The following is an 18,444-nucleotide window of genomic DNA, read 5'->3' on the forward strand; positions in this document are numbered from 1 at the left end:
TCGACAAAGATCGGCAAACCGAGCCGGTCCGAGCTAGCGCTCACCGGCATGTGCGTATGCCGGCCGAGTCGGCACTTCATGACGCCGCGTAGCGCAGGGATCGCGGCATGTGCGGATGCCTCCGACGGGCAGGCTGCGGTAGCTGCATCAGCGGCTGAGGCGAAGGCGCGATGGTCGTTGGGTGAGTCGCCGAGCGGTGACTCTTCAGAAGCTATTGCCGAGCTCAATTTCCGCACGGATCGCGAACTCTGCACGGTTACGTTCACCAACAAACCTGGGCAACTCGCTGACGGCCGACCTCGACCTGTCCGGATGTCCTCCCACCTAGGCGTGCCAGCTGGGGGACCACCGGGGGGTGACGGACGCTCCGGCGCAGGCGCGCATGATCGGCGGCAGATCCGGACGTGCGCGGCGGCCAGTCCGGCGAGGCGACCAGTAGCATCCCGGACATGTCCGATCTTGCTGCGCGGTTCGCCCAGCTCGCTAGCGAGTACGACTGTCGAAAGAGAGCGGCGACCGCGCTCGTCGGGCGCTGGGACTGGTACAAGTGGCCGGGCCTTGATCTTCGTCCGTTGCACTTCGAACGGGACCTGCTCAAGGCTGGCCGCCGGTTGGACGCCAGGCCGCCGGTGGATCGGGATGTTCTGCGCATCGGGTTCGACGCCGAGGGCCGCGCGGTGGTGATCGAGGAGTACAGCGGCTTTCTTCACGGCCGCCTGTACTACGAGACGTTCGTCGGCCACGACGGCGACGTGGTCGAGGCGGCGCACTTCGATACGGACGGGCCCATCTACCTGCACGAGTACCGCTTCGTGGACGGGTTGATGCGCTCGGCCGACACGGTCGCGCGGGGTGGCTCGGGGCGGGAGTCGTACGCATACACCGATGGGCGGATCAGCCGCGTCGAGATCGAGCACGATGGCCGGGCGCCTTCGGTGCTGACGGCGGAGCACGACGACCGCGGCCTGGTCTGCGTCGTCGAGGTCATGGGCCGTCGGTCCGAGGTGCGCTATGAGCGGCCGCCGGCCGGGTTCGACCTCGAAACGGCGTGCCGGACCATCGAGGACGCATTCCTCACGCTGATCCCGGACGCCGTGGCGCGCCTGGCGATCGACGGCCCCGCCGCCTGCGTCGCGCTGAGCTACGACCGATCGGACGCGCTGTCCTTCGAGCTCAACGGGGCCACTGAGGACGAGCGCGCCGCCCTAGCGACGATCGACGCCCAGGCAGCATGGTCGCCGGCCGACTTCGGGGCCAGTACCGACGTCGACCTCGACGACGCAAGATCGGTGCGGCTGGTACGACAGGAGCTCGCCCTACTCGACGCCGACGACTTCGATGCCGCCGCCGGATCCGAGGTGGGCCGGCGATTGTTGTGCGCGGTGGCGGCTCGGCTCAACCTCCGCGACTGGTCGGACACGCTGCCAGTCACCGACGACTTCGTGGTGTACCCGGTCGACCTTGAGCTGGTCGACCTGGAACGGAACCTGGCCGACTGCCTGCCGCCGGACCGGCTCGCCCGGCTACGCGAACGCGGCCTGCTGTGACTGACCCCGGCCACGCCCGACCTCCGCATCCGCACATCGGCTACGACCGGATGCCGGCGCCACCAGTGCCGGTGAAGGCGTTGGAGGAGGGTCCGCACTTTCGGTATCGACTCGATCTGTGGCAGTGCGCGGATGTAAGCGGCGTCGCGGTCATCCGGCAAGGGAGAGGTTTCTGAGCAAGGACGGTCCGCCGAGGTTCTTCAGCACCGACATCCGTACGGAACGTGACGCACGCTCGGCGGCAGATCCGCGCACCTGACCTTGGTTCAGACGGTGACAGTCTCAAGGGCGGATCTCTGCCGAGGGCCCTCGACCGGGCTCGGGCTGCTTCGCGCAGTGAGCGGTCAGGGTGTGGACGCCCGCCGAACCTGCTCGAAGTGGAACTCGCGAATGAAACAGTCTCGTGGTTGGCCGACCGCGAAAAGCACGCAGTCGATGACCGATCGCGCGGTGAGGTCGCTGTCTACCTGTCGGGGCCCGTCCTGAACGAAGTCCGGCGGAAACAGTGAGATTACCCGGATCCCTTCTGGCCGGAGCCGGTGCGAGAGGATCTCAGCGAGTCCGGCGTGGGCATGCTTAGCCGCGTAGAACGCGGGATGTGCACCGGAGCGGCGGTGCCCCACCTCGCCGCATGCGGAGATCATGTTGACGATGTCGGGCCGCGACGATGCCCGTAGCAGCGGCAGTAGATTTTTGGTCAACAGCATGGTGCCGGTCCCGCCCGCAGCCATCACGCTTTCGATCTTGTCGTCCGAGACGTCTCCCAGGTCGTCACCTTCGATGTATGGGGCACCATTGTTGATCAGCACGTCGAGGTGCTTCGTCCGTTCGGTTACGGCAGCGGCGAACGCGCGCACCGACTCCGGGACGGCGAGGTCGCAGTGAAATGCATCAGCTCGACCTGGCCCCCGCTGGCTGATCGCATCCGCAACATGCTCGGCCGCAGCCAGGTCGCGGGCCGAGAGGAAGATCTGTGCACCGCGCTCGGCGAAGGCTTCGGCCAGTAGTCGTCCGGTGTCACGTGCGGCGCCGGTGATGGCGACGCGTAGGCCGTCAAGATTCATGGCCGAAGTGAAGCATCTGAACTCTGGTTGAGGTCAACAGGAACTTGCCAAGATCGGACATCCGCTCTTCGGCATGTCCGGACGGCAACCGGGCCAGCTGGGCGTGACTCTGCGTAGCGCGGGGATCGCGGCCAGACCAGTGTGCCGCGGGAGGCTTAGGATCCCGAAGATCGCAGTTGGCGGGAGAGGCGGCTCACGTGACAGAAGCCCTGGTCGCTCTCATCCGGTCCAGTGCATGGATGCTGCGTGTACTCGCAACGGTGCGCGATGAGCACATTCCCGATGCTTGGATAGGTGCCGGGGTCCTGCGTGACCTCGTCTGGGGTGAGCGCTATGGAGCCGGCTTCAACCCCGACTTGGTCCGCGATGTGGATGTGGCCTTCTTCGATTTGAACGACCTGAGCCGCACCAACGACGATCGGGTGACCGAACGGCTCCACAGGCGTTTGCCGGAAGTGCCGTGGGAAGCACGTAATCAAGCAGCGGTGCACACCTGGTACGCCGGCAAGTTCGGCGGCAGCCCGGTCGAACCGCTGACATCGATACATGACGTGGTGGCGACGTGGCCGGAGACCGCTACGGCCGTTGCGGTGCGCCTTTGCGTAAACGATGCCATCGAGGTCTGCGCCCCGCTCGGCCTGAGCGATCTACTCGAAGGCGTCTGGCGGCGTAATCCGCGGCGCGTGAGCATCCCATGGTCCTTCACCAGACTTGAGCGTCACCAGCCAGCGGTGCGATGGTCCGGTGTCACGGTCATTCGGCCGAAGTAGGCGCTCCTTGCCTGGGCGGCGCTCAAAGGTTCGCGATCAACGGCTCCTCTCGCGCGTGTGGCCGAGTAGGTGCGCGAGTTTTTCCGTCGCGGACGAGCAGTCCATCCCAACAACGGGGGCGTCGTACATGACACCCCGTAACCGGTCGGGGATGATGGCAGCGGCGTAGGCGAGGCACCGGTCCGCGATGCCGCCGGGGGCGTCGCTTGGTTGTCCGATCGCGACGGCCAGGTCCCATCCATGTGTAATGGTTTCAACGGTGAAGCCCCGTGCTGCGTCCAACGCCGTACAGAGCCCCCACGGTGGCCTGACCTGGTCAGCCTCGGCCAGCGGCGACCAAGCCTCCCGGATTGAGGCCGCCAGGGCCGCGTACGTCGAGGCGAGCTCGCTGTCCGACACGTCAGTGATCACGTGTGGGATGTCCCGCGTCGGGACGCCTTGCCCCGTGGCGAGTCCGCGGTGCGCGGTGCCGATGAGGTGCCCGAGCAGGCTACGGACGTCGAAGTCCTCGCAGGGTGTACGGGCGTCGAGCTGCCGGGGTTGGATTGCTGCCATCAGCTGGGTCACCCAGTCGAGAGCGTCGAAGTAATCCTGTCGTTGCTGCGGGAAGATCACAGCCATGACGATAGGAGCAATGGCGCCGCGTGCGTGTCGGCGAGGCACCTGCCACTCCTCGCCACCCTGACCTCAAACCTCCTGAGACCAGCGAGCCTCCCCGGAGCATCCGCTATTCGGCAAAGCAGGGCGTTCCCATCAGCGCGGGCCGGAGACAGGCGGTGACGCGTTGCCCACGGTCGGCGCGCACGACCGGCGGCAGATGCGTGCACCCGATCTGGGTCAAGGTAGAGCGTCGCGATGATCTGAGCGGTTTGCAACGGACTCTGATCCGCGGGACCGAATCTGGCCTGCCGCACCCGCGCTCAGGAACCGATCGCTGCGGCGCCCAGCAACGCCTTGAGGTCGCCGTAGAGCGCCGGGCCTGATGTTACCCGGCAGGCCTTCAGATCCAGCAGGGTCGTACGCCCGCTGGCGCACGCCAGCCGTACGTGCACCGGCACACTGCCGTGGTGGCGGGTCAGGATCTGCTTGAGCTCGCCGACGAGCCGCGGCGTTACCTGGGTGTCCCGCAGCGCCAGCACGATCGGCGCGTCCTCGCCCGTCATGTCGACCGGCGTCACCTCTTCCACGTGGATGCTCATCGTCTCGTCGCGGACGGTGATCCTTCCCCGGACGCCCACCACTCGGTCTTGCGCAAGTGTCGCTTCGCAGCGTTCGTACGTCTTGGGGAAGGCCAGGCATTCCACGGCCGCGTCCTGGTCCTCCAGGGTGTGCACCGCCCACGCGTGTCCCTGCTTGGTGATCTTGCGTTGCAGGCCTGCGATGATGCCGCTCACCCGGATCGGGCCGTCTGTACGACCCGATGCCAACAGGTCGGCCAGGCCCATGTCGCGGTGCTGCCGGAGCACGTGCTCGGCGCCGTCGAGGGGGTGACCGGAGACGAAGAGGCCGAGCATCTCTCGCTCGTATGCGAGCAGGGTGGACCGGTCCCACTCACCTTCCGGAACGGTGACTGCGACTCCGGCGCCGCCCAGGTCGCCGAAGAGGGAGTCCTGGCCGAGTGCCTGGTTTCGCTTCACGCCGATGACCGCATCGACGGCCTGCTCGTGGACGGCGACGAGGCCCTTGCGGTGATGGCCGAGCCCGTCGAACGCGCCGGCCTTGGCGAGCGACTCGATCGCCCGCTTCTGGCACACCACCGGCGGCACCTTGGCGAGGAAATCAGCGAAGTCGTTGAACTTGCCGCGGGACTTGCGTGCGTCGATGATCGCCTCGACCACGCTGGCACCGACGTTGCGGACCGCGCCCATACCGAAGCGGATACCGGTGCCGACCGCGGCGAAGTCGAGGCCGCTCTCGTTGACGTCCGGTGGCATCACCACGATGCCGAGACGGCGGCAGTCGGCAAGATAGATGGCGAGCTTGTCCTTGTCGTCGCCGACCGAGGTGAGCAGTGCGGCGAGGTATTCGCTGGGGTGGTTGGTCTTGAGATACGCGGTCCAGTACGACACCAGGCCGTACCCTGCGGTGTGTGACTTGTTGAATCCGTAGCCGCTGAACGGGACCAGCACGTCCCAGATCGCTTGGGTCGCCGCCGGTGAGAAGCCGCGCTCGCACATGCCTGCGGCGAACCGGTCCCACTCGGCGTCCAGTATTTCCTTCTTTTTCTTGCCCATCGCCCGGCGCAGGTTGTCGGCGGCGCCCAGCGAGTAGCCGGCTAGCTGCTGCGCGATCGCCATCACCTGCTCTTGGAAGACGACCAGGTGGTACGTGTCGCCGAGGATCGGCTCCAGCGCCTCGGCGAGCTCAGGGTGGATCGGCTCGACCGGTTGCTTGCCGGTCTTGCGCAGCGCGTAGTTGGTGTGCGCGTTCATCTCCATCGGGCCGGGCCGGTAGAGCGCGTTGACCGCGGCGATGTCGGTGAACGTGGTGGGCTGCATCATCCGCAGCAGGACGCGCATACCGCCGCTGTCGAGCTGGAAGACGCCGAGCGTGTCGCCGCGGGCCAGCAGCTCGTACGTCTTCGCGTCGTCCAGCGGCACCTGCAGGATGTCAATCTCGACGCCCTGGTTGGCTCGTACGTTGGCGATGGCGTCGCCGATCACGGTGAGGTTCCGAAGGCCCAGGAAGTCCATTTTGAGCAGGCCCATCTCCTCGGCCTGCGTGAACGGGAACCCGGTGATCACCGGGCCTGCGGCTTTGGGACGGACCAGCGGGATCACGTCCAGCAGCGGCTCCGCCGAGAGGATCACCCCGGCCGCGTGGATACCGGTGCCGCGGGTGAGCCCTTCCAGGCCCGCGGCGTTGTCCAGCACCAGGCGTACGTCCGGCTCCTGCTCGTACATGCGCCGCAGTTCGGCGGCCTCGCCGTGGCGAGGATGGCCGCCGTCGTGGATCGCCGCGAGCGGGATCTCCTTGCCGCCGTCCGCCGGCGGGAACGTCTTGGTGATGCGGTCGCCCAGCGCGTACGGCAGACCCAGCACCCGACACGCGTCCTTCACCGCCGCCTTGGCCTTGATCGTGCCGAACGTGACGATCTGGCAGACCCGGTCGTCGCCGTAGCGCCGGGTGACATACTCAATCATCTCGTCGCGTCGGCGGTCGTCGAAGTCCAGGTCGACGTCGGGCATGGAGATCCGCTCGGGGTTGAGGAACCGCTCGAAGAGCAGCTTGTGCTCGATCGGGTCGAGCTGGGTGATCCCGGTGCAGTAGGCGACGATCGAGCCGGTCGCCGAGCCTCGGCCGGGTCCCAGCCCGATGCCCTGCTTCCGGGCGTACTCGCAGATGTCGGCCACCACCAGGAAGTAGCCGGGAAAGCCCATGGTGTCGATCACTGACAGCTCGTGGTCGATCCGGGCGAGTACCTCGGGCGGCGGCGTCTCGCCGTATCGTTGCCGGGCCCCGCGCAGGGTCTCGGCGCGCAGCCAGCTGGACTCGGTCTCGCCCTCGGGCACGGCGAAGCGGGGCGTCAGGTCGCGGTGGGCGAAGACTTCGTCGTAGGCTTCGATCCGCTCGGCCACCAGCAGCGTGTTGTCGCACGCGCCCGGGACCTCGTCGTCCCAGAGTGCGCGCATCTGCTCGGCGGATTTCAGGTAGTAGCCGCTGCCGCCGAACCGGAACCGGTCGGTGTCGGCCAGCCGCTTGCCGGTGCCGACGCAGAGCAGCGCGTCGTGCGCGGCCGCCTGGTCCTCGGTGACGTAATGCGAGTCGTTGGTGGCCAGCGGTGGAAGACCCAGATGACGGCCGAGGCGGAGCAGGTCGGCACGGACCCGGCGCTCGATCGGTAGCCCATGATCCATCAGCTCGAGGAAGTAGTTGTCCACACCGAGGATGTCTCGGTAGCGCGCCGCCGCCTCGACCGCCCGGTCGTACTGGCCGAGCCGGAGCCGTGTCTGCACCTCACCCGACGGGCACCCGGTGGTGGCGATCAGCCCGGCCCCATGTTCGGTGAGCAGCTCGTCGTCCATCCGCGGGTACTTCTGGACGTGGCCCTCCAGCCAGGCCCGCGATTGCAACCGGAACAGGTTGGCAAGGCCGCGGGCGTCGGCCGCCCACATGGTCAGATGCGTGTAAAGGCCGCGGCCGGAAACGTCACCGCCCGCGCCGGTCGCGTCGTCGGACTTCCGCAACGCCACATTGTCACTGAAGAACACCGGACGACGGTCATGACGGTTGCCGGGTGCAAGGTACGCCTCGATGCCGATGATCGGCTTGACGCCGACCTTGCGGGCGGCGCGGAAGAACTCGTACGCCCCGTGCACGTTGCCGTGGTCGCTCATCGCCACCGCCGGCATCCCCAGCCGCGCCACCTCGGCAGTCAGCGGCACGACTTTGGCGGCGCCGTCCAGCATGCTGTAGTCGGTGTGCACATGGAGATGAACGAAGGAGTCCACCACACCCTCCGGTTGTAGGCTTCCCGAGAGCAGGCATTCGAACAGGTCAGGAGCCAGAGTGTCCAACAACCGACACGCGGACGATCCACAACCAGAGGTTGTCGAAGGTCTCGACTTAGGCTCGGTTCGGGCGTTCCTGGCGGTCACCGACGACCGCTACTTCGGCGAGGCGGCGGCCCGGCTCGGCATCAGCCAACAGGCCGTGTCCAAGCGCGTCGCGACGCTGGAACACGTCCTCGGAGCGCGCCTGTTCACGCGTACGCCGCGGGGCGCCGCACTCACCATCGACGGGCAGGCATTCCTCCCACACGCGCGCGCAATGATTCAGCTGGCCGAGCGCGCGGTGAGCTCCGTCCGGCCGGGCCGCCGGGCGCTGCGCGTGGACGTACTGAACCGCAGGATAGGTCCGGCCGGCCTGTTGCGCGACTTCCACCAGGCGCACCCGGACACCGAGCTCGACGTGGTGACCCTGGTCGAGTCGGACGCGGCCGCCGCGATCGCCGCCGTCGAAGCCGGGATGATCGACGCCACCTTCCGGGCGGTCACCGTGCCGGTGCGGGAACTGCCGGCGGGCATCCGGGCGGCCCGGGTGCTGGATGATCCACACCAACTGCTGACCGGACCAGGGCACCCGCTCGCCGGCGCCAGCCACATCACCATGGCCGACCTGACTGGCCAACGGATCTGGATCCCCGGCATCGCCCCCGGCACCGAATGGGCCGCCTACTACGACGACCTGGGCGCCGAATTCGGACTCACGATCGAGCGAATCGGCCCCAACTTCGGCACCGACCACCTGCTGGACGTACTGGCCGAATCGCCGACGCTGGCCTCCCTGGTCGGCGAGCTCACCCGGATGCTGTGGCCGGCGAACTACGACCTGCGCCGCACCCCTATCCTCAACCCGACCCCGGTCTACCCGCACTTCCTCATCTGGCACCGCGACAACCCACACCCGGGCCTGGCCATGCTGCGCAGCTACATTCGCTCGGTACCGCACCGCCACCGCCCCGATGACGCCTGGGTCCCGAGCTGGGCAGCCCGCCCGTCCACACCATGACGCAGCCCAGAGTCGGCCGGACAGCGGCACCCGGCAACCGCAGCACGTACCGACGCGGGACGAGTCACTGAGACCGCCATGCCAACACACTCATCTCGACAGAAGCGGATACGCCATACGGTCGATGCCGGCTCGCTGGTAACGGGACGTCACGATGGCCGCCCGTGCGTTCCTGTGGGCCTCGCTGAATCCGCTGGCCAGCTCGTGGGCGATTGAAGGCTCGGACGTGCCTCCGCCATCTGCACGACGCTGTGCACGTTCAGCAGTACCTGGCTGTACACGTTGACCCTTACGCATGCACCTCATGACCGCCGAGCAGCGCGCGGCCCACTACGAGGCGTTGTGGATGCTTCCGCCAGCGTGACCGGCGCCGCGATCGGGGGCGGTCGAGGTGATTCGAGCGCTCTGCTGGTAAAGGCGGTGCCGGTGAAGACGCACTGGCCTGGTCTTCGTCGGCCGCTGACTCCGCCAACCGGGCTCCCTCGCGGCGCGCTGATCATGCCGGTTGCGCAGCCGACTTCCACATGAGTTGGTCGACCGAGACCTGCCGGCCACGACGCTCGACGCCGATGTTCGAACAGTCAAGTGGTGCGCATCCTGCTCGGCGCGGCGGCCCTGCGTCTTGTCGGCCGCCGACTCCGCAAGCCGCAGAGATGCGCGAGCAGCTGACCGGACCAAGAGCCCAACCCGCACCGGCATTGACAGCACAAGCTGTCACCGCCGGCGGCTGCTTTGCGCTCAGGACGGCAAACAGCCCGGCAGATGTGCGTACTGAACGATTGAGCGGCCGAAATCCCGCGAAGCAGGCCGACCAAAAGGTTTCACTGCCCAGGTCAGAGGCACCGGACACTGAAAAGCTCAGAGGGAACCGACAGTGGCCAAGACCGTGTCCGGCGCAGCCCTCCGCCCTCGTGGCGTGACCGACGTAACGCCACGCCATGGCCGCCGAGTCGCCCGCCCGAACTGCGGCATCCTGTCGGCGTGAGCACCACGGACGCAGAGTTGACCACCGCGATGGCCGAGGCGGCCGAGGCGGACTTCATGTACGCGTACGAGACGGCGACGCCGCCGGTCGACCGGGAGCGGCTCGGGATCACCACCAGCCGGATCGGTGGCGGCGTGGTGCTGTCGATGCGCAACGACCCGGTCTCCTATTGGAGCAAGGCCCTCGGCTTCGGTTTCGCCGAACCTGTCACTCGTGAGCTGGTGGATCGGATCGTCGCCTTCTACCGCGCCCAGGGCACGCCGGAGGCGGTGATCCAGATCGCCCCGTCGGTGCTGCCGGCCGAGTGGGACGACATCCGCGCCGGGTACGGGATCGAGCCGACGACGTCGTGGGTGAAGCTGGCGGCCCCGATCGCGGAGGTCACACCCGGGGCCGGTACCCGGCTGCGGGTCGGCCCGGTGGGCGAGAGCGACACCGAGGAGTGGGCGGAGGTGCTCCTGCGGGCTTTCGGCATGCCGACCGAGGGGCTCGCCGGGATGGTGGCGGCGAGCGTCGCACATCCCCAGTTCCATCCGTACGGTGTCTGGGACGGCGCCGACCTGGTCGGCGGCGCGAACCTCTTCGTGCGTGGCCCGGTCGGCGCGCTCAATTCCGGGGCGACGCTGCCCAGCCACCGTAACCTCGGGGTGCAGTCGGCTCTGATCGCGGCTCGTGCCGAGGCGGCCCGGGCGGCCGGCTGCCGGTGGCTGATCGCGGAGACGGGACAACCGGCGGAGGGTACGAAGAACCAGTCCCTGGCCAACCTGGAGCGTGCCGGCCTGCGGGTCCGGTACGTCCGGCGGAACTGGCGGTGGCGGGCCGACGCCGACACTCCGCCCGATGCATAACGGTTGTGCTATTTCTCCTTTTCGCCCCGCCACCCCCGGTCGGCCGCGCTCGTTGCAGTCTCCGTAGGACGGGACCAGCCGGTCCCATGCTCGAGGGGGCGCAGCTGAACCGGATCGCAGGAATGATCATCGCCGCGGGCGGCGGCCGCCGGATCGGTGGCCCTGAGGCCCTGCTGCACCAGGGAGAGAAACCTCTGGTCAACCGGATGATCGACACGATGACCGAGGCGGGCTGCGAGCGGATCGTGGTGGTGCTCGGCGCTGCCGCAGACCAGGTACGCGAGACGGCCGACCTGACCGGGGCAACGGTGGTGGTCAACCGGGCGTGGGGGACCGGAGTCGGTTCGTCGATCCGCGCCGGACTCGCCGCGATAGACGACGAGCTGGTCGAGGCGGTGGTGGTCGTACCCGTCGACATGCCGGGGCTGACCCCGGCCGCGGTGCGGCGGGTGGCCGCGCTGCCGTACCCGGACGTGCTGGTCTGCGCCACCTACGACGGGCTGCGCGGCTACCCGATGCTCTTCGGCCGTCGACACTGGGCCGGTATAGCCACCCTGGCCAGCGCGGACGTCGGCGCGCGGCCGTACCTGCTGGCACACAAGGACCAGATCGTCGACATCGCCTGCGACACGGTGGCCGACGGCAGCCGGGTGGACACGCCCGAGTTGATGGCCCTCTACGGGCTTACCGTCCCACCCCAGCGGGTCGGCGTCTGATCCCCCGGTACGTGCCCCCACGGTCACGGGCCGTTGCGATAGCGTCTGTCCACTGACGTGACCGGACGCGTCAGGGGCACGGGGGTGCGCTGTGGGAACGATCGCTCGACACGTCGCCGGTGCGGTGGTCGCCTGGCTCGTCGTCACGTTCGAGGGACTGGTGGGCTACCTCGGTCTGCTCGGATACGCCGTGATCACGGGCACCGATCCGGGCGGGCCGCTCGCGGGGCCGGTCTTCGTGCTGGTCGCCGCGCTGGTGGGCTTCGTCGTGGTGCCGCTGCTGGTGGTCCCGGCCGTCCTGGTCGGTGAGGTGACGGGGCGGCGCCGGGGCCGCTTCATGGGCGCCCTGATCGGCGGGGGAGGGGCGATGCTGCTCGCCGCGCTCGGCGCGGCGGCGGTGGCGCTGGCCACCGACGTGTCCGGGGGAGGGTCCGTCCTGGCCGGTCTGGTCGCCGCGCTCGCCGCCGTCGGGCCGGTTGCGGCGCACGCCGCCACGGCCGAGGCGGTACGCCGTACGGCCCGGCGGATCCGTCGGCGCAAGCCCGCCACGGTCGGCGAGGAACGCTTCGCCGGTCTGTCGTCCCAGGGTCTGTGACCCCGCCACCGCCAGGGAGTTCCCTCGTCAGCTCCTCGCTCGGCGCAGCCAATCCTGGGTCAGTGACCGCAACAGCGCGGGTTGTTCGAACGGCAGGTAGTGCCCGGCCGCGTCAACCGCAGTGAAGGTGCCCCGGGGATAGTGGCGCATGGAGCGGAACTGGTCGGCATAGCCGACTATCCCGTCCTGTCGGCCGGTGATCACGCTGACCGGACCGCTGAAGACGATGTCCGCATCCTCATCGGGGAGCGCGTAGTCAGCGCCCCCTTGCAGCTCTTTCTGGAACTTCTCATCGCCGGGCCCGCCGGATTCCAGAGCCCTGAGCACCGTCGCGACGACAGCCGAGGTGCGATGGCCCAGCGCGGCGTCGAGGTGTGGGCGCAGTTCTGCGGGGGCGTCGTCCAGCCAACCCGTGGGTGCTTCGGGCGGCTCGCACTCAGGCAGGTCCCGGTCTCGTCTTGGCATTTTGACGCCCGGGCAGACGAGAAGCAGGCCACTGACGAGCTCGGGCCGTTGGCGTGCGATTCCGGCGGCGAGGTAGGCGCCGTAGGACGCACCAGCCAGCAGGACCGGCTTGTCGACGTTGCGGTCGAGCCACGCGCACACGGTGTCCAGCACCGCCTGCGAGGTGGCTCGGCAGTTCGCTGGCGAGTCTCCGTGGCCGGGCAGGTCCAGGTAGATCTCTCGCCCGCCGGCACCCGCGAAGGCAGGAGCGAAGGCCGCGGCCATGGCGGCGCGCGTCATGCTGAACATCGGGAGGCATACGATCACCGGTCCGGCTCCCGGTGATTCATCAAACGCCAGGTCCATCCGAAATCCCCACGGGTGTCTTCACGGCCGGGTCACTCGCCGGCCGCCGCCATGAACTCCCGCACCGAGCTACGCGGGTCGCCCGAGCGCACCAGCGCTTCCCCGACCAGTACGACGTCGGCACCCCACTGGCGGTACTCGGCGACGTCCCCGGGCCCGGAGACGCCGGACTCGGCCACCGCGATCGTCCCCGCCGGGATGGCGGGGGCCAGCTGCTTGAAGACCGTACGGTCCACCTCGAGCGTGGTCAGATCACGGGCGTTGATGCCGATCAGCTCGGCGCCCGCGTCGACGGCTCGGGCGAGCTCGTCGGCGGTGTGCGCCTCGACCAGCGCGGTCAGCCCGAGTTCGCGGGCCAGGCCCAGCAGGTCGGCGAGCAGTCCGCCGTCGAGCGAGACCACCATCAGCAGGATCAGATCCGCACCGTGGGCACGGGTCTCCCACACCTGGTACGGCGTGACGATGAAGTCCTTCCGGAGGATCGGGACGTCCACGGCCCGGCGGACGGACTCCAGGTCGGCGAGCGAGCCGCCGAATCGCCGTTGCTCGGTCAGTACGCTGATCGCTGCCGCGCCACCCGCCGCGTACTCCCGCGCGAGGGCCGCGGGGTCCGGGATGTCGGCGAGCGCCCCCTTGCTCGGGCTGCTGCGCTTGACCTCGGCGATGATCGATACACCGGGGGCGCGGAAACGCGGGAGCACCTCCAGGGCCGGGGGTGTGTCGCCGACGCGCGCCTTCAGCTCCGCCAGCGAGACCGCGCTCTGCCGGGTCGCCAGGTCGGCACCGACACCCTCAAGAATTCCATCCAGCACGCTCAACGTTTCTCCCGGATGAGACCGATTTTTCCCAACGATTCCGAACGTACCGCTGCCAGGTCTTCTTCGACCAACGGCGATTCCCGGTAGCGACTTCGACCACCCGTGGCTTCATCCGTGGTCACCTACCGCTGTCGCGGCTGCTCACCCTCTCGGCGGGCGGTGCTGAACCGGCGTTGGTAGGCCGCCGGGCTGATCGACAGCTTCCTGGCGAAGACCCGTCGCATGCTCTCGTAACTGGGGAACCCGGCGACGGTCGCGGCCTGCGTCGCGTTGTGTCCCTGGTCCAGTAGTGCCCGGGCCATGTCGAACCGGATGTTCTCCACGTACCGGGCCGGTGTCGTGGACAGTTCGTCGTGGAAGAGCCGGGTGAGCTGCCGGGTGCTCACGTTGACATGTTTCGCGAGCTCACCGAGCGAGTGGTCCCCCCGGGGATTCGCCGTCACCAGGTCGGTGATCCTGCGCAGGGCCGGCGAGCGAGGCGGTGGTCCCTGCAGCGGTGCCGAGAACTGGGACTGGCCGCCCGCACGCTGCATGTACACCACCAGGGCGCGGGCGACGTCGCGCGCCAGGTCGGGCCCGTGGTCCTCCTCGACGAGGGCGAGCGCCAGGTCGATTCCGGCCGTCACCCCGGCCGAGGTGTACGTGGTGCCATCGCGGACGTAGATCGCATCGGGCTCGACGCGGCACGTCGGGCATCGGGTGGCCAGTTCGTGCGCGACCTTCCAGTGCGTGGTCGCGCGCTTGCCGTCGAGGAGGCCGGCGGCGGCCAGGACGAACGCCCCGGTGCAGATAGACGCGACCCGACCGGCCGCGGCCGCCGGTATCCGTACCGCGTCCGCCAGGACTGCGGAGACTGGGGTGCGCGGGTAGAGGTCGGAGCCGGCCACCAGGAACGTGTTGAACGTCGGCTCCGCGGAGACTGCGCCTTCGACCGCGAGCCGGACCCCGAGGTTCGACACGACGTCCGCTCCGGTCGGCGACAGCAGCACGATCTGGTAGTCCGCGCCGAACCGGTTCGCCTCCTTGAACACCTCGGCGGGACCGGCGACGTCCAGCAACGTCACTCCGTCGTAGACGAGGATCGCGACGCGATGGGCGGGAGGAGGCACCGCCCCCGTCGTTCCGGAGCCGGTTCCGCGCGGTGACCAGCCGGACCCCGGCAGCACTGACCGCCGCCGGGTCGGCGACGTAGGAGGCGTGGACACCGTCCAGTGGTAGCACACAGTGATACGGGGGACGACGGGGATCCTCGTGGGCGGGGACCGGGTGACCGGCGTTATCTCTTGCCGATAACGGGCACAACCTGGCGTGATCAGCGAGGAGTCACGGTGCCGTGCGCACGAACTGCGACGTTCGGTGCCGATGTCCGGTCAGCCTCCACCCGACGAACCCGACGGCAGGCACGGTACGGAACAGGTCGTGACGGACGACGCGAAATGGTGCACCCATCCGGACCTCGACGGCGACCTCGACGTGGTCCGGGTGCTGCGGGACGGCTCCGGGCAGGACCGGCCGGCCACGGTCCGGATGCTTGGCCTGGTGGATGGTCTCATTACCGCGAGCTCGATACCTCAGAGGCATATTGATGACTCTGAGGTATCGGCCTGGTAGGCATATCGGCCTCGCGAAGTGACACGGCGCGCCCGGTGGTGGCGCACTCGGATGTGCCGCGCCGCGTCCGGATATGAGTGATTCCTGGCCTGACGAAGGCGGCGCCGCACCTCCCTCGGTGAGCAGCATGGACGTCGGACACATGGTTCGCGTTCGACACACTTCACAGAGAGTCAGAGGTCATGCCAGAGATCATCGCGGGGTTGGAGATTCCTGAGACAGCGGCGGTCGCCGAGGCGACCCGGTTCGTTCAGGAGGCGACGAGGCCCACCATCTACCACCACTCCCGGCGGGCGTTCCTCTTCAGCCGGATGCACGCCCACCGGCTCGGCGTGGAGCTGGATCCGGAGCTGCTCTACATGTCGAGCATCTTCCACGACGTCGGCCTGCTGACCCCCTTCTCCGACGTCGTGCAGCGCTTCGAAGTCGACGGCGCCGACCACGCACGCAAGTTCCTCCTGGAGCGGGGCTTCTCGACCGCCGCCGCCGAGACCGTCTGGACGGCGATCGCGCTGCACACCACGCTGGGCATTCCGGAGCGGATGGCCCCGGAGATCGCGTTCACGCAGCTCGGCATCGCGACCGACGTGATCGGGATCGCCCTGGACGCGCTGGAGAAGGACCAGGTGGCCGAGGTCCTCGCCGTCCACCCACGAGGTGACTTCACCAACGAGTTCCTGCGCGCCCACGTCGACGGGCTCAAGGACCGCCCCCACACCACGGACGCCACCATGAACTCCGACATACTCGAGCACTTCATCCCGGGCTTCCAGCACACGAACGTGGTCGAAGCCATCCTCAACTCGCCGTGGGAAAGGTGACCCGCCCGGGCCACGCGATGACTGGTGTGAATCGTTTCGACAGTGGAGGACGGCTCGGACGTCGGGCTTCGTTCGTCCTGCTCGCCGGCGCGAACGTGCTGATGATGGCCACCGCCAGCGCGCCCTCCCCGATCTACCCGCTGTACCGGGAGCGTTGGGGCTTCTCGGTGACGATGCTGACGGTGATCTTCGCCGTGTACGTCGCCGGCCTGCTCGGCGCCCTGCTGACGGTCGGGTCGCTCAGCGATCATTTGGGTCGCCGTCCGGTGCTGGTCGCCGCGCTCCTCCTGGCGGCCACCAGCACGGCGATCTTCTGGACCGCCGGTGGGGTGGGGTCGCTGCTGACAGCGCGCGTGGTGCAGGGCCTCGCCACCGGGGCCGCGACGGGTGCGCTCGCGGCCGGGTTGGTCGAGTTCGCACCCGAGGAACGCCCGCACCTGGGGACCACGTTGGCGGCCGTGGGCACCGGCATCGGCATGGCGGTCGGTGCGGGGGCCATCGGGCTGCTCGTCGAGGTGACCAGGTATCCCGACGCGTACGTGTTCCCATTCCTGACGCTGGCGTTCGTGAGCCTCGCGGTGGCGGTCCTCGCCATTCCTGAGCCGCACCCCCGGCGAGCCGGTGCGCTGGCGTCGCTGCGACCGCGGGTCCGCGTTCCCCGGGAAGCTCGGCCGGAGTTCCTCGCCTCGGTCCCCGCCATCGTCGCCGGGTGGGCCCTGGCCGGGCTGTTCCTGGCGCTCACTCCGTCCCTGGTGACCACCGCGCTGCACGTGGGGTTCGGCGCCGCGGGTGGGCTCAGCATCGCGGTGCTGTTCGTCGGCAACAGCGCGGGCGGGTTGTGGTCCGTCCGGCACGCGCCACGGGTCGCCACCTCGCTGGGGGCCGGGGCCCTGGCCCTCGGGTCCGCTGGACTGGCGGCGGCCCTGGCGCTCACCTCCGCGACCGCCTTCGTGATCGGCTCGGTCGTCGCCGGGCTCGGCGCCGGGTTGGCGTTCAACGGAACGCTCCGTACGATCAGTGCGGCGACCAGCGCGAAGGCCCGCGCGGGAGTCTTCTCCGCCGCCTACGTGGTCAGCTATTCGGCACTGAGCGTCCCGTCGCTGGCAGCGGGCCTGCTGGCCCGGTGGTGGGGGCTGGAGACCACCGCCTACCTCTACATCGCGTTCGTCGCGGTGCTGGCGGTGCTCGCCGTGGTCCACGCCGGACGTCAATCGACTCGGCGGCGCTCCGCCGACGGGCGGCCCGCGAACTCCGCGGCCGGGAGCCGTCAGCACGCGCGGACCCCGTGCTGAGCCCTCACAACCATCCATACCGACGAACCTCTCCTGGAAGGATTCGACGTGCGAGCGATCGTCGTGCGGGACCGTGACGCGGGTGTCGACGGCCTCACCCTGACCGACATGCCTTACCCTCACGCCGCCGAGAACGACGTCATCGTGCGCGTGCACGGCGCGGGCTTCACCCCGGGTGAGCTCGACTGGCCCGGGACGTGGACCGATCGCGCGGGCCGCGACCGGACACCCAGCATTCCCGGGCACGAGCTGTCCGGAACCGTGGTCGAACTCGGCTACGGGACCACCGGCCTCACTGTGGGCCAGCGGGTGTTCGGGCTCACCGACTGGGCCCGCAACGGATCTTTGGCCGAGTACACCGCGGTGGAGGCGCGTAACCTCGCCCCCCTCGCGGCCGACATAGACCTCACCGTGGCCGCCGCGCTGCCCATCTCGGGGCTGACCGCGTGGCAGGGACTTTTCGACCACGGCCGTCTCACGGCCGGCCAGAGCGTGCTCATTCACGGCGCCGCTGGCGGCGTCGGCTCGATCGCCGTTCAGCTCGCGCGGGAGGTGGGCGCCCGGGTGATCGGCACCGGCCGAGCCGAGGACCGCGATGTCGCGCTCGGCCTCGGCGCGCAGACCTTCCTCGACCTGGCCGTCGACGATCTGCGGCAGGTCGGCGAGGTGGACGTGGTGTTCGACGTCATCGGCGGCGACATCCTCGAACGATCGACCCAACTGGTACGCCCGGGCGGCACCCTGGTCACCATCGCCACGCCACCCACCGTGCAGCCCACGGACGGGCGTGCGATCTTCTTCGTCGTCGAACCCGATCGCGCCCGGCTGATCGACCTCGCCGAGCGTCTCCGCGCAGGGCGGCTCAAGCCGATCGTGAGCGAGGTGCGACCGCTTGCCGAGACGGCCTCCGCGTTCGCCCGCCACCGCCGTACACCCGGCAAGACGATCATCCAGGTAACGGACGGACAGGGCGCGTGACCCGGGCCTGAATCGCCCACGGCGTGCTGGTCGTCGACGCCGCGCCGGCCCGCGGGTGAGGGGTGCGCGAAGTCCGCG

16 protein-coding genes are annotated in these 18,444 nt (G+C 69.0%); 10 read left to right on the forward strand and 6 right to left on the reverse strand.

Annotated elements, in window-relative coordinates:
- Positions 1 to 449 precede the first annotated feature (449 nt).
- Positions 450 to 1,547, forward strand: a complete 1,098-nt coding sequence (locus ABZS42_RS14405; protein WP_355145240.1) for a hypothetical protein — start codon at positions 450 to 452, stop codon at positions 1,545 to 1,547.
- A 344-nt stretch (positions 1,548 to 1,891) separates the two neighbouring features.
- Here ABZS42_RS14405 and ABZS42_RS14410 read toward each other — a convergent pair whose 3' ends face one another.
- Complete coding sequence (locus ABZS42_RS14410) at positions 1,892 to 2,611, reverse strand: SDR family oxidoreductase (protein WP_355145242.1); 720 nt, start codon at positions 2,609 to 2,611, stop codon at positions 1,892 to 1,894.
- Positions 2,612 to 2,850: 239 nt separating this feature from the next.
- Here ABZS42_RS14410 and ABZS42_RS14415 point away from each other — a divergent pair, with 239 nt between their 5' ends.
- Positions 2,851 to 3,381, forward strand: coding sequence for a nucleotidyltransferase family protein (locus ABZS42_RS14415; protein ID WP_355145244.1), 531 nt, complete (start codon positions 2,851 to 2,853; stop codon positions 3,379 to 3,381).
- A 36-nt stretch (positions 3,382 to 3,417) separates the two neighbouring features.
- Here the strand turns inward: ABZS42_RS14415 and ABZS42_RS14420 are convergent, their stop codons facing one another.
- Positions 3,418 to 3,996, reverse strand: coding sequence for a TIGR03086 family metal-binding protein (locus ABZS42_RS14420; protein ID WP_355145246.1), 579 nt, complete (start codon positions 3,994 to 3,996; stop codon positions 3,418 to 3,420).
- Between the two features lie 305 nt (positions 3,997 to 4,301).
- Positions 4,302 to 7,835: a DNA polymerase III subunit alpha gene (dnaE, locus tag ABZS42_RS14425; protein ID WP_355145248.1), complete on the reverse strand. Its 3,534-nt coding sequence runs from the start codon at positions 7,833 to 7,835 to the stop codon at positions 4,302 to 4,304.
- Positions 7,836 to 7,890: 55 nt separating this feature from the next.
- Between dnaE and ABZS42_RS14430 the strand changes: the two genes are divergently transcribed.
- From ABZS42_RS14430 to ABZS42_RS14445, 4 genes are all read left to right on the forward strand, one after another.
- Positions 7,891 to 8,892 (forward strand): LysR family transcriptional regulator, encoded by a 1,002-nt coding sequence (locus ABZS42_RS14430; RefSeq protein ID WP_355145250.1) that lies wholly within the window; start codon positions 7,891 to 7,893, stop codon positions 8,890 to 8,892.
- 981 nt (positions 8,893 to 9,873) lie between these two features.
- Positions 9,874 to 10,725, forward strand: coding sequence for a GNAT family N-acetyltransferase (locus tag ABZS42_RS14435; RefSeq protein WP_355145252.1), 852 nt, complete (start codon positions 9,874 to 9,876; stop codon positions 10,723 to 10,725).
- Positions 10,726 to 10,847: 122 nt separating this feature from the next.
- Positions 10,848 to 11,441, forward strand: coding sequence for an NTP transferase domain-containing protein (locus ABZS42_RS14440; RefSeq protein ID WP_350792770.1), 594 nt, complete (start codon positions 10,848 to 10,850; stop codon positions 11,439 to 11,441).
- 91 nt (positions 11,442 to 11,532) lie between these two features.
- Entirely contained in the window at positions 11,533 to 12,036 is a 504-nt protein-coding gene (locus tag ABZS42_RS14445) for a hypothetical protein (protein ID WP_355145254.1), read from the forward strand.
- Positions 12,037 to 12,063: 27 nt separating this feature from the next.
- Here the strand turns inward: ABZS42_RS14445 and ABZS42_RS14450 are convergent, their stop codons facing one another.
- From ABZS42_RS14450 to ABZS42_RS14460, 3 genes are all read right to left on the reverse strand, one after another.
- A complete protein-coding gene (locus ABZS42_RS14450; protein WP_355145256.1) occupies positions 12,064 to 12,846 on the reverse strand; it encodes an alpha/beta hydrolase in 783 nt (260 codons plus the stop codon).
- 32 nt (positions 12,847 to 12,878) lie between these two features.
- The gene (gene trpC, locus ABZS42_RS14455) at positions 12,879 to 13,658 is read right to left on the reverse strand and encodes an indole-3-glycerol phosphate synthase TrpC (RefSeq protein ID WP_355145445.1); all 780 of its coding nucleotides are present in this window, start codon (positions 13,656 to 13,658) and stop codon (positions 12,879 to 12,881) included.
- A gap of 128 nt (positions 13,659 to 13,786) precedes the next feature.
- A complete protein-coding gene (locus tag ABZS42_RS14460; RefSeq protein ID WP_355145258.1) occupies positions 13,787 to 14,773 on the reverse strand; it encodes a GlxA family transcriptional regulator in 987 nt (328 codons plus the stop codon).
- A gap of 310 nt (positions 14,774 to 15,083) precedes the next feature.
- On the opposite strand from ABZS42_RS14460, the gene ABZS42_RS14465 reads away from it, so the two are divergent.
- From ABZS42_RS14465 to ABZS42_RS14480, 4 genes are all read left to right on the forward strand, one after another.
- Positions 15,084 to 15,275 (forward strand): hypothetical protein, encoded by a 192-nt coding sequence (locus ABZS42_RS14465; protein WP_355145260.1) that lies wholly within the window; start codon positions 15,084 to 15,086, stop codon positions 15,273 to 15,275.
- Between the two features lie 182 nt (positions 15,276 to 15,457).
- Positions 15,458 to 16,096, forward strand: a complete 639-nt coding sequence (locus tag ABZS42_RS14470; protein ID WP_355145262.1) for an HD domain-containing protein — start codon at positions 15,458 to 15,460, stop codon at positions 16,094 to 16,096.
- 26 nt (positions 16,097 to 16,122) lie between these two features.
- Entirely contained in the window at positions 16,123 to 17,388 is a 1,266-nt protein-coding gene (locus tag ABZS42_RS14475; RefSeq protein WP_355145264.1) for an MFS transporter, read from the forward strand.
- 48 nt (positions 17,389 to 17,436) lie between these two features.
- Positions 17,437 to 18,366 (forward strand): NADP-dependent oxidoreductase, encoded by a 930-nt coding sequence (locus ABZS42_RS14480; protein ID WP_355145266.1) that lies wholly within the window; start codon positions 17,437 to 17,439, stop codon positions 18,364 to 18,366.
- Positions 18,367 to 18,444 lie beyond the last annotated feature (78 nt).

Origin of the sequence: Micromonospora sp. NPDC005367 (assembly GCF_040606825.1) — a bacterium.
Taxonomy (GTDB): domain Bacteria; phylum Actinomycetota; class Actinomycetes; order Mycobacteriales; family Micromonosporaceae; genus Micromonospora.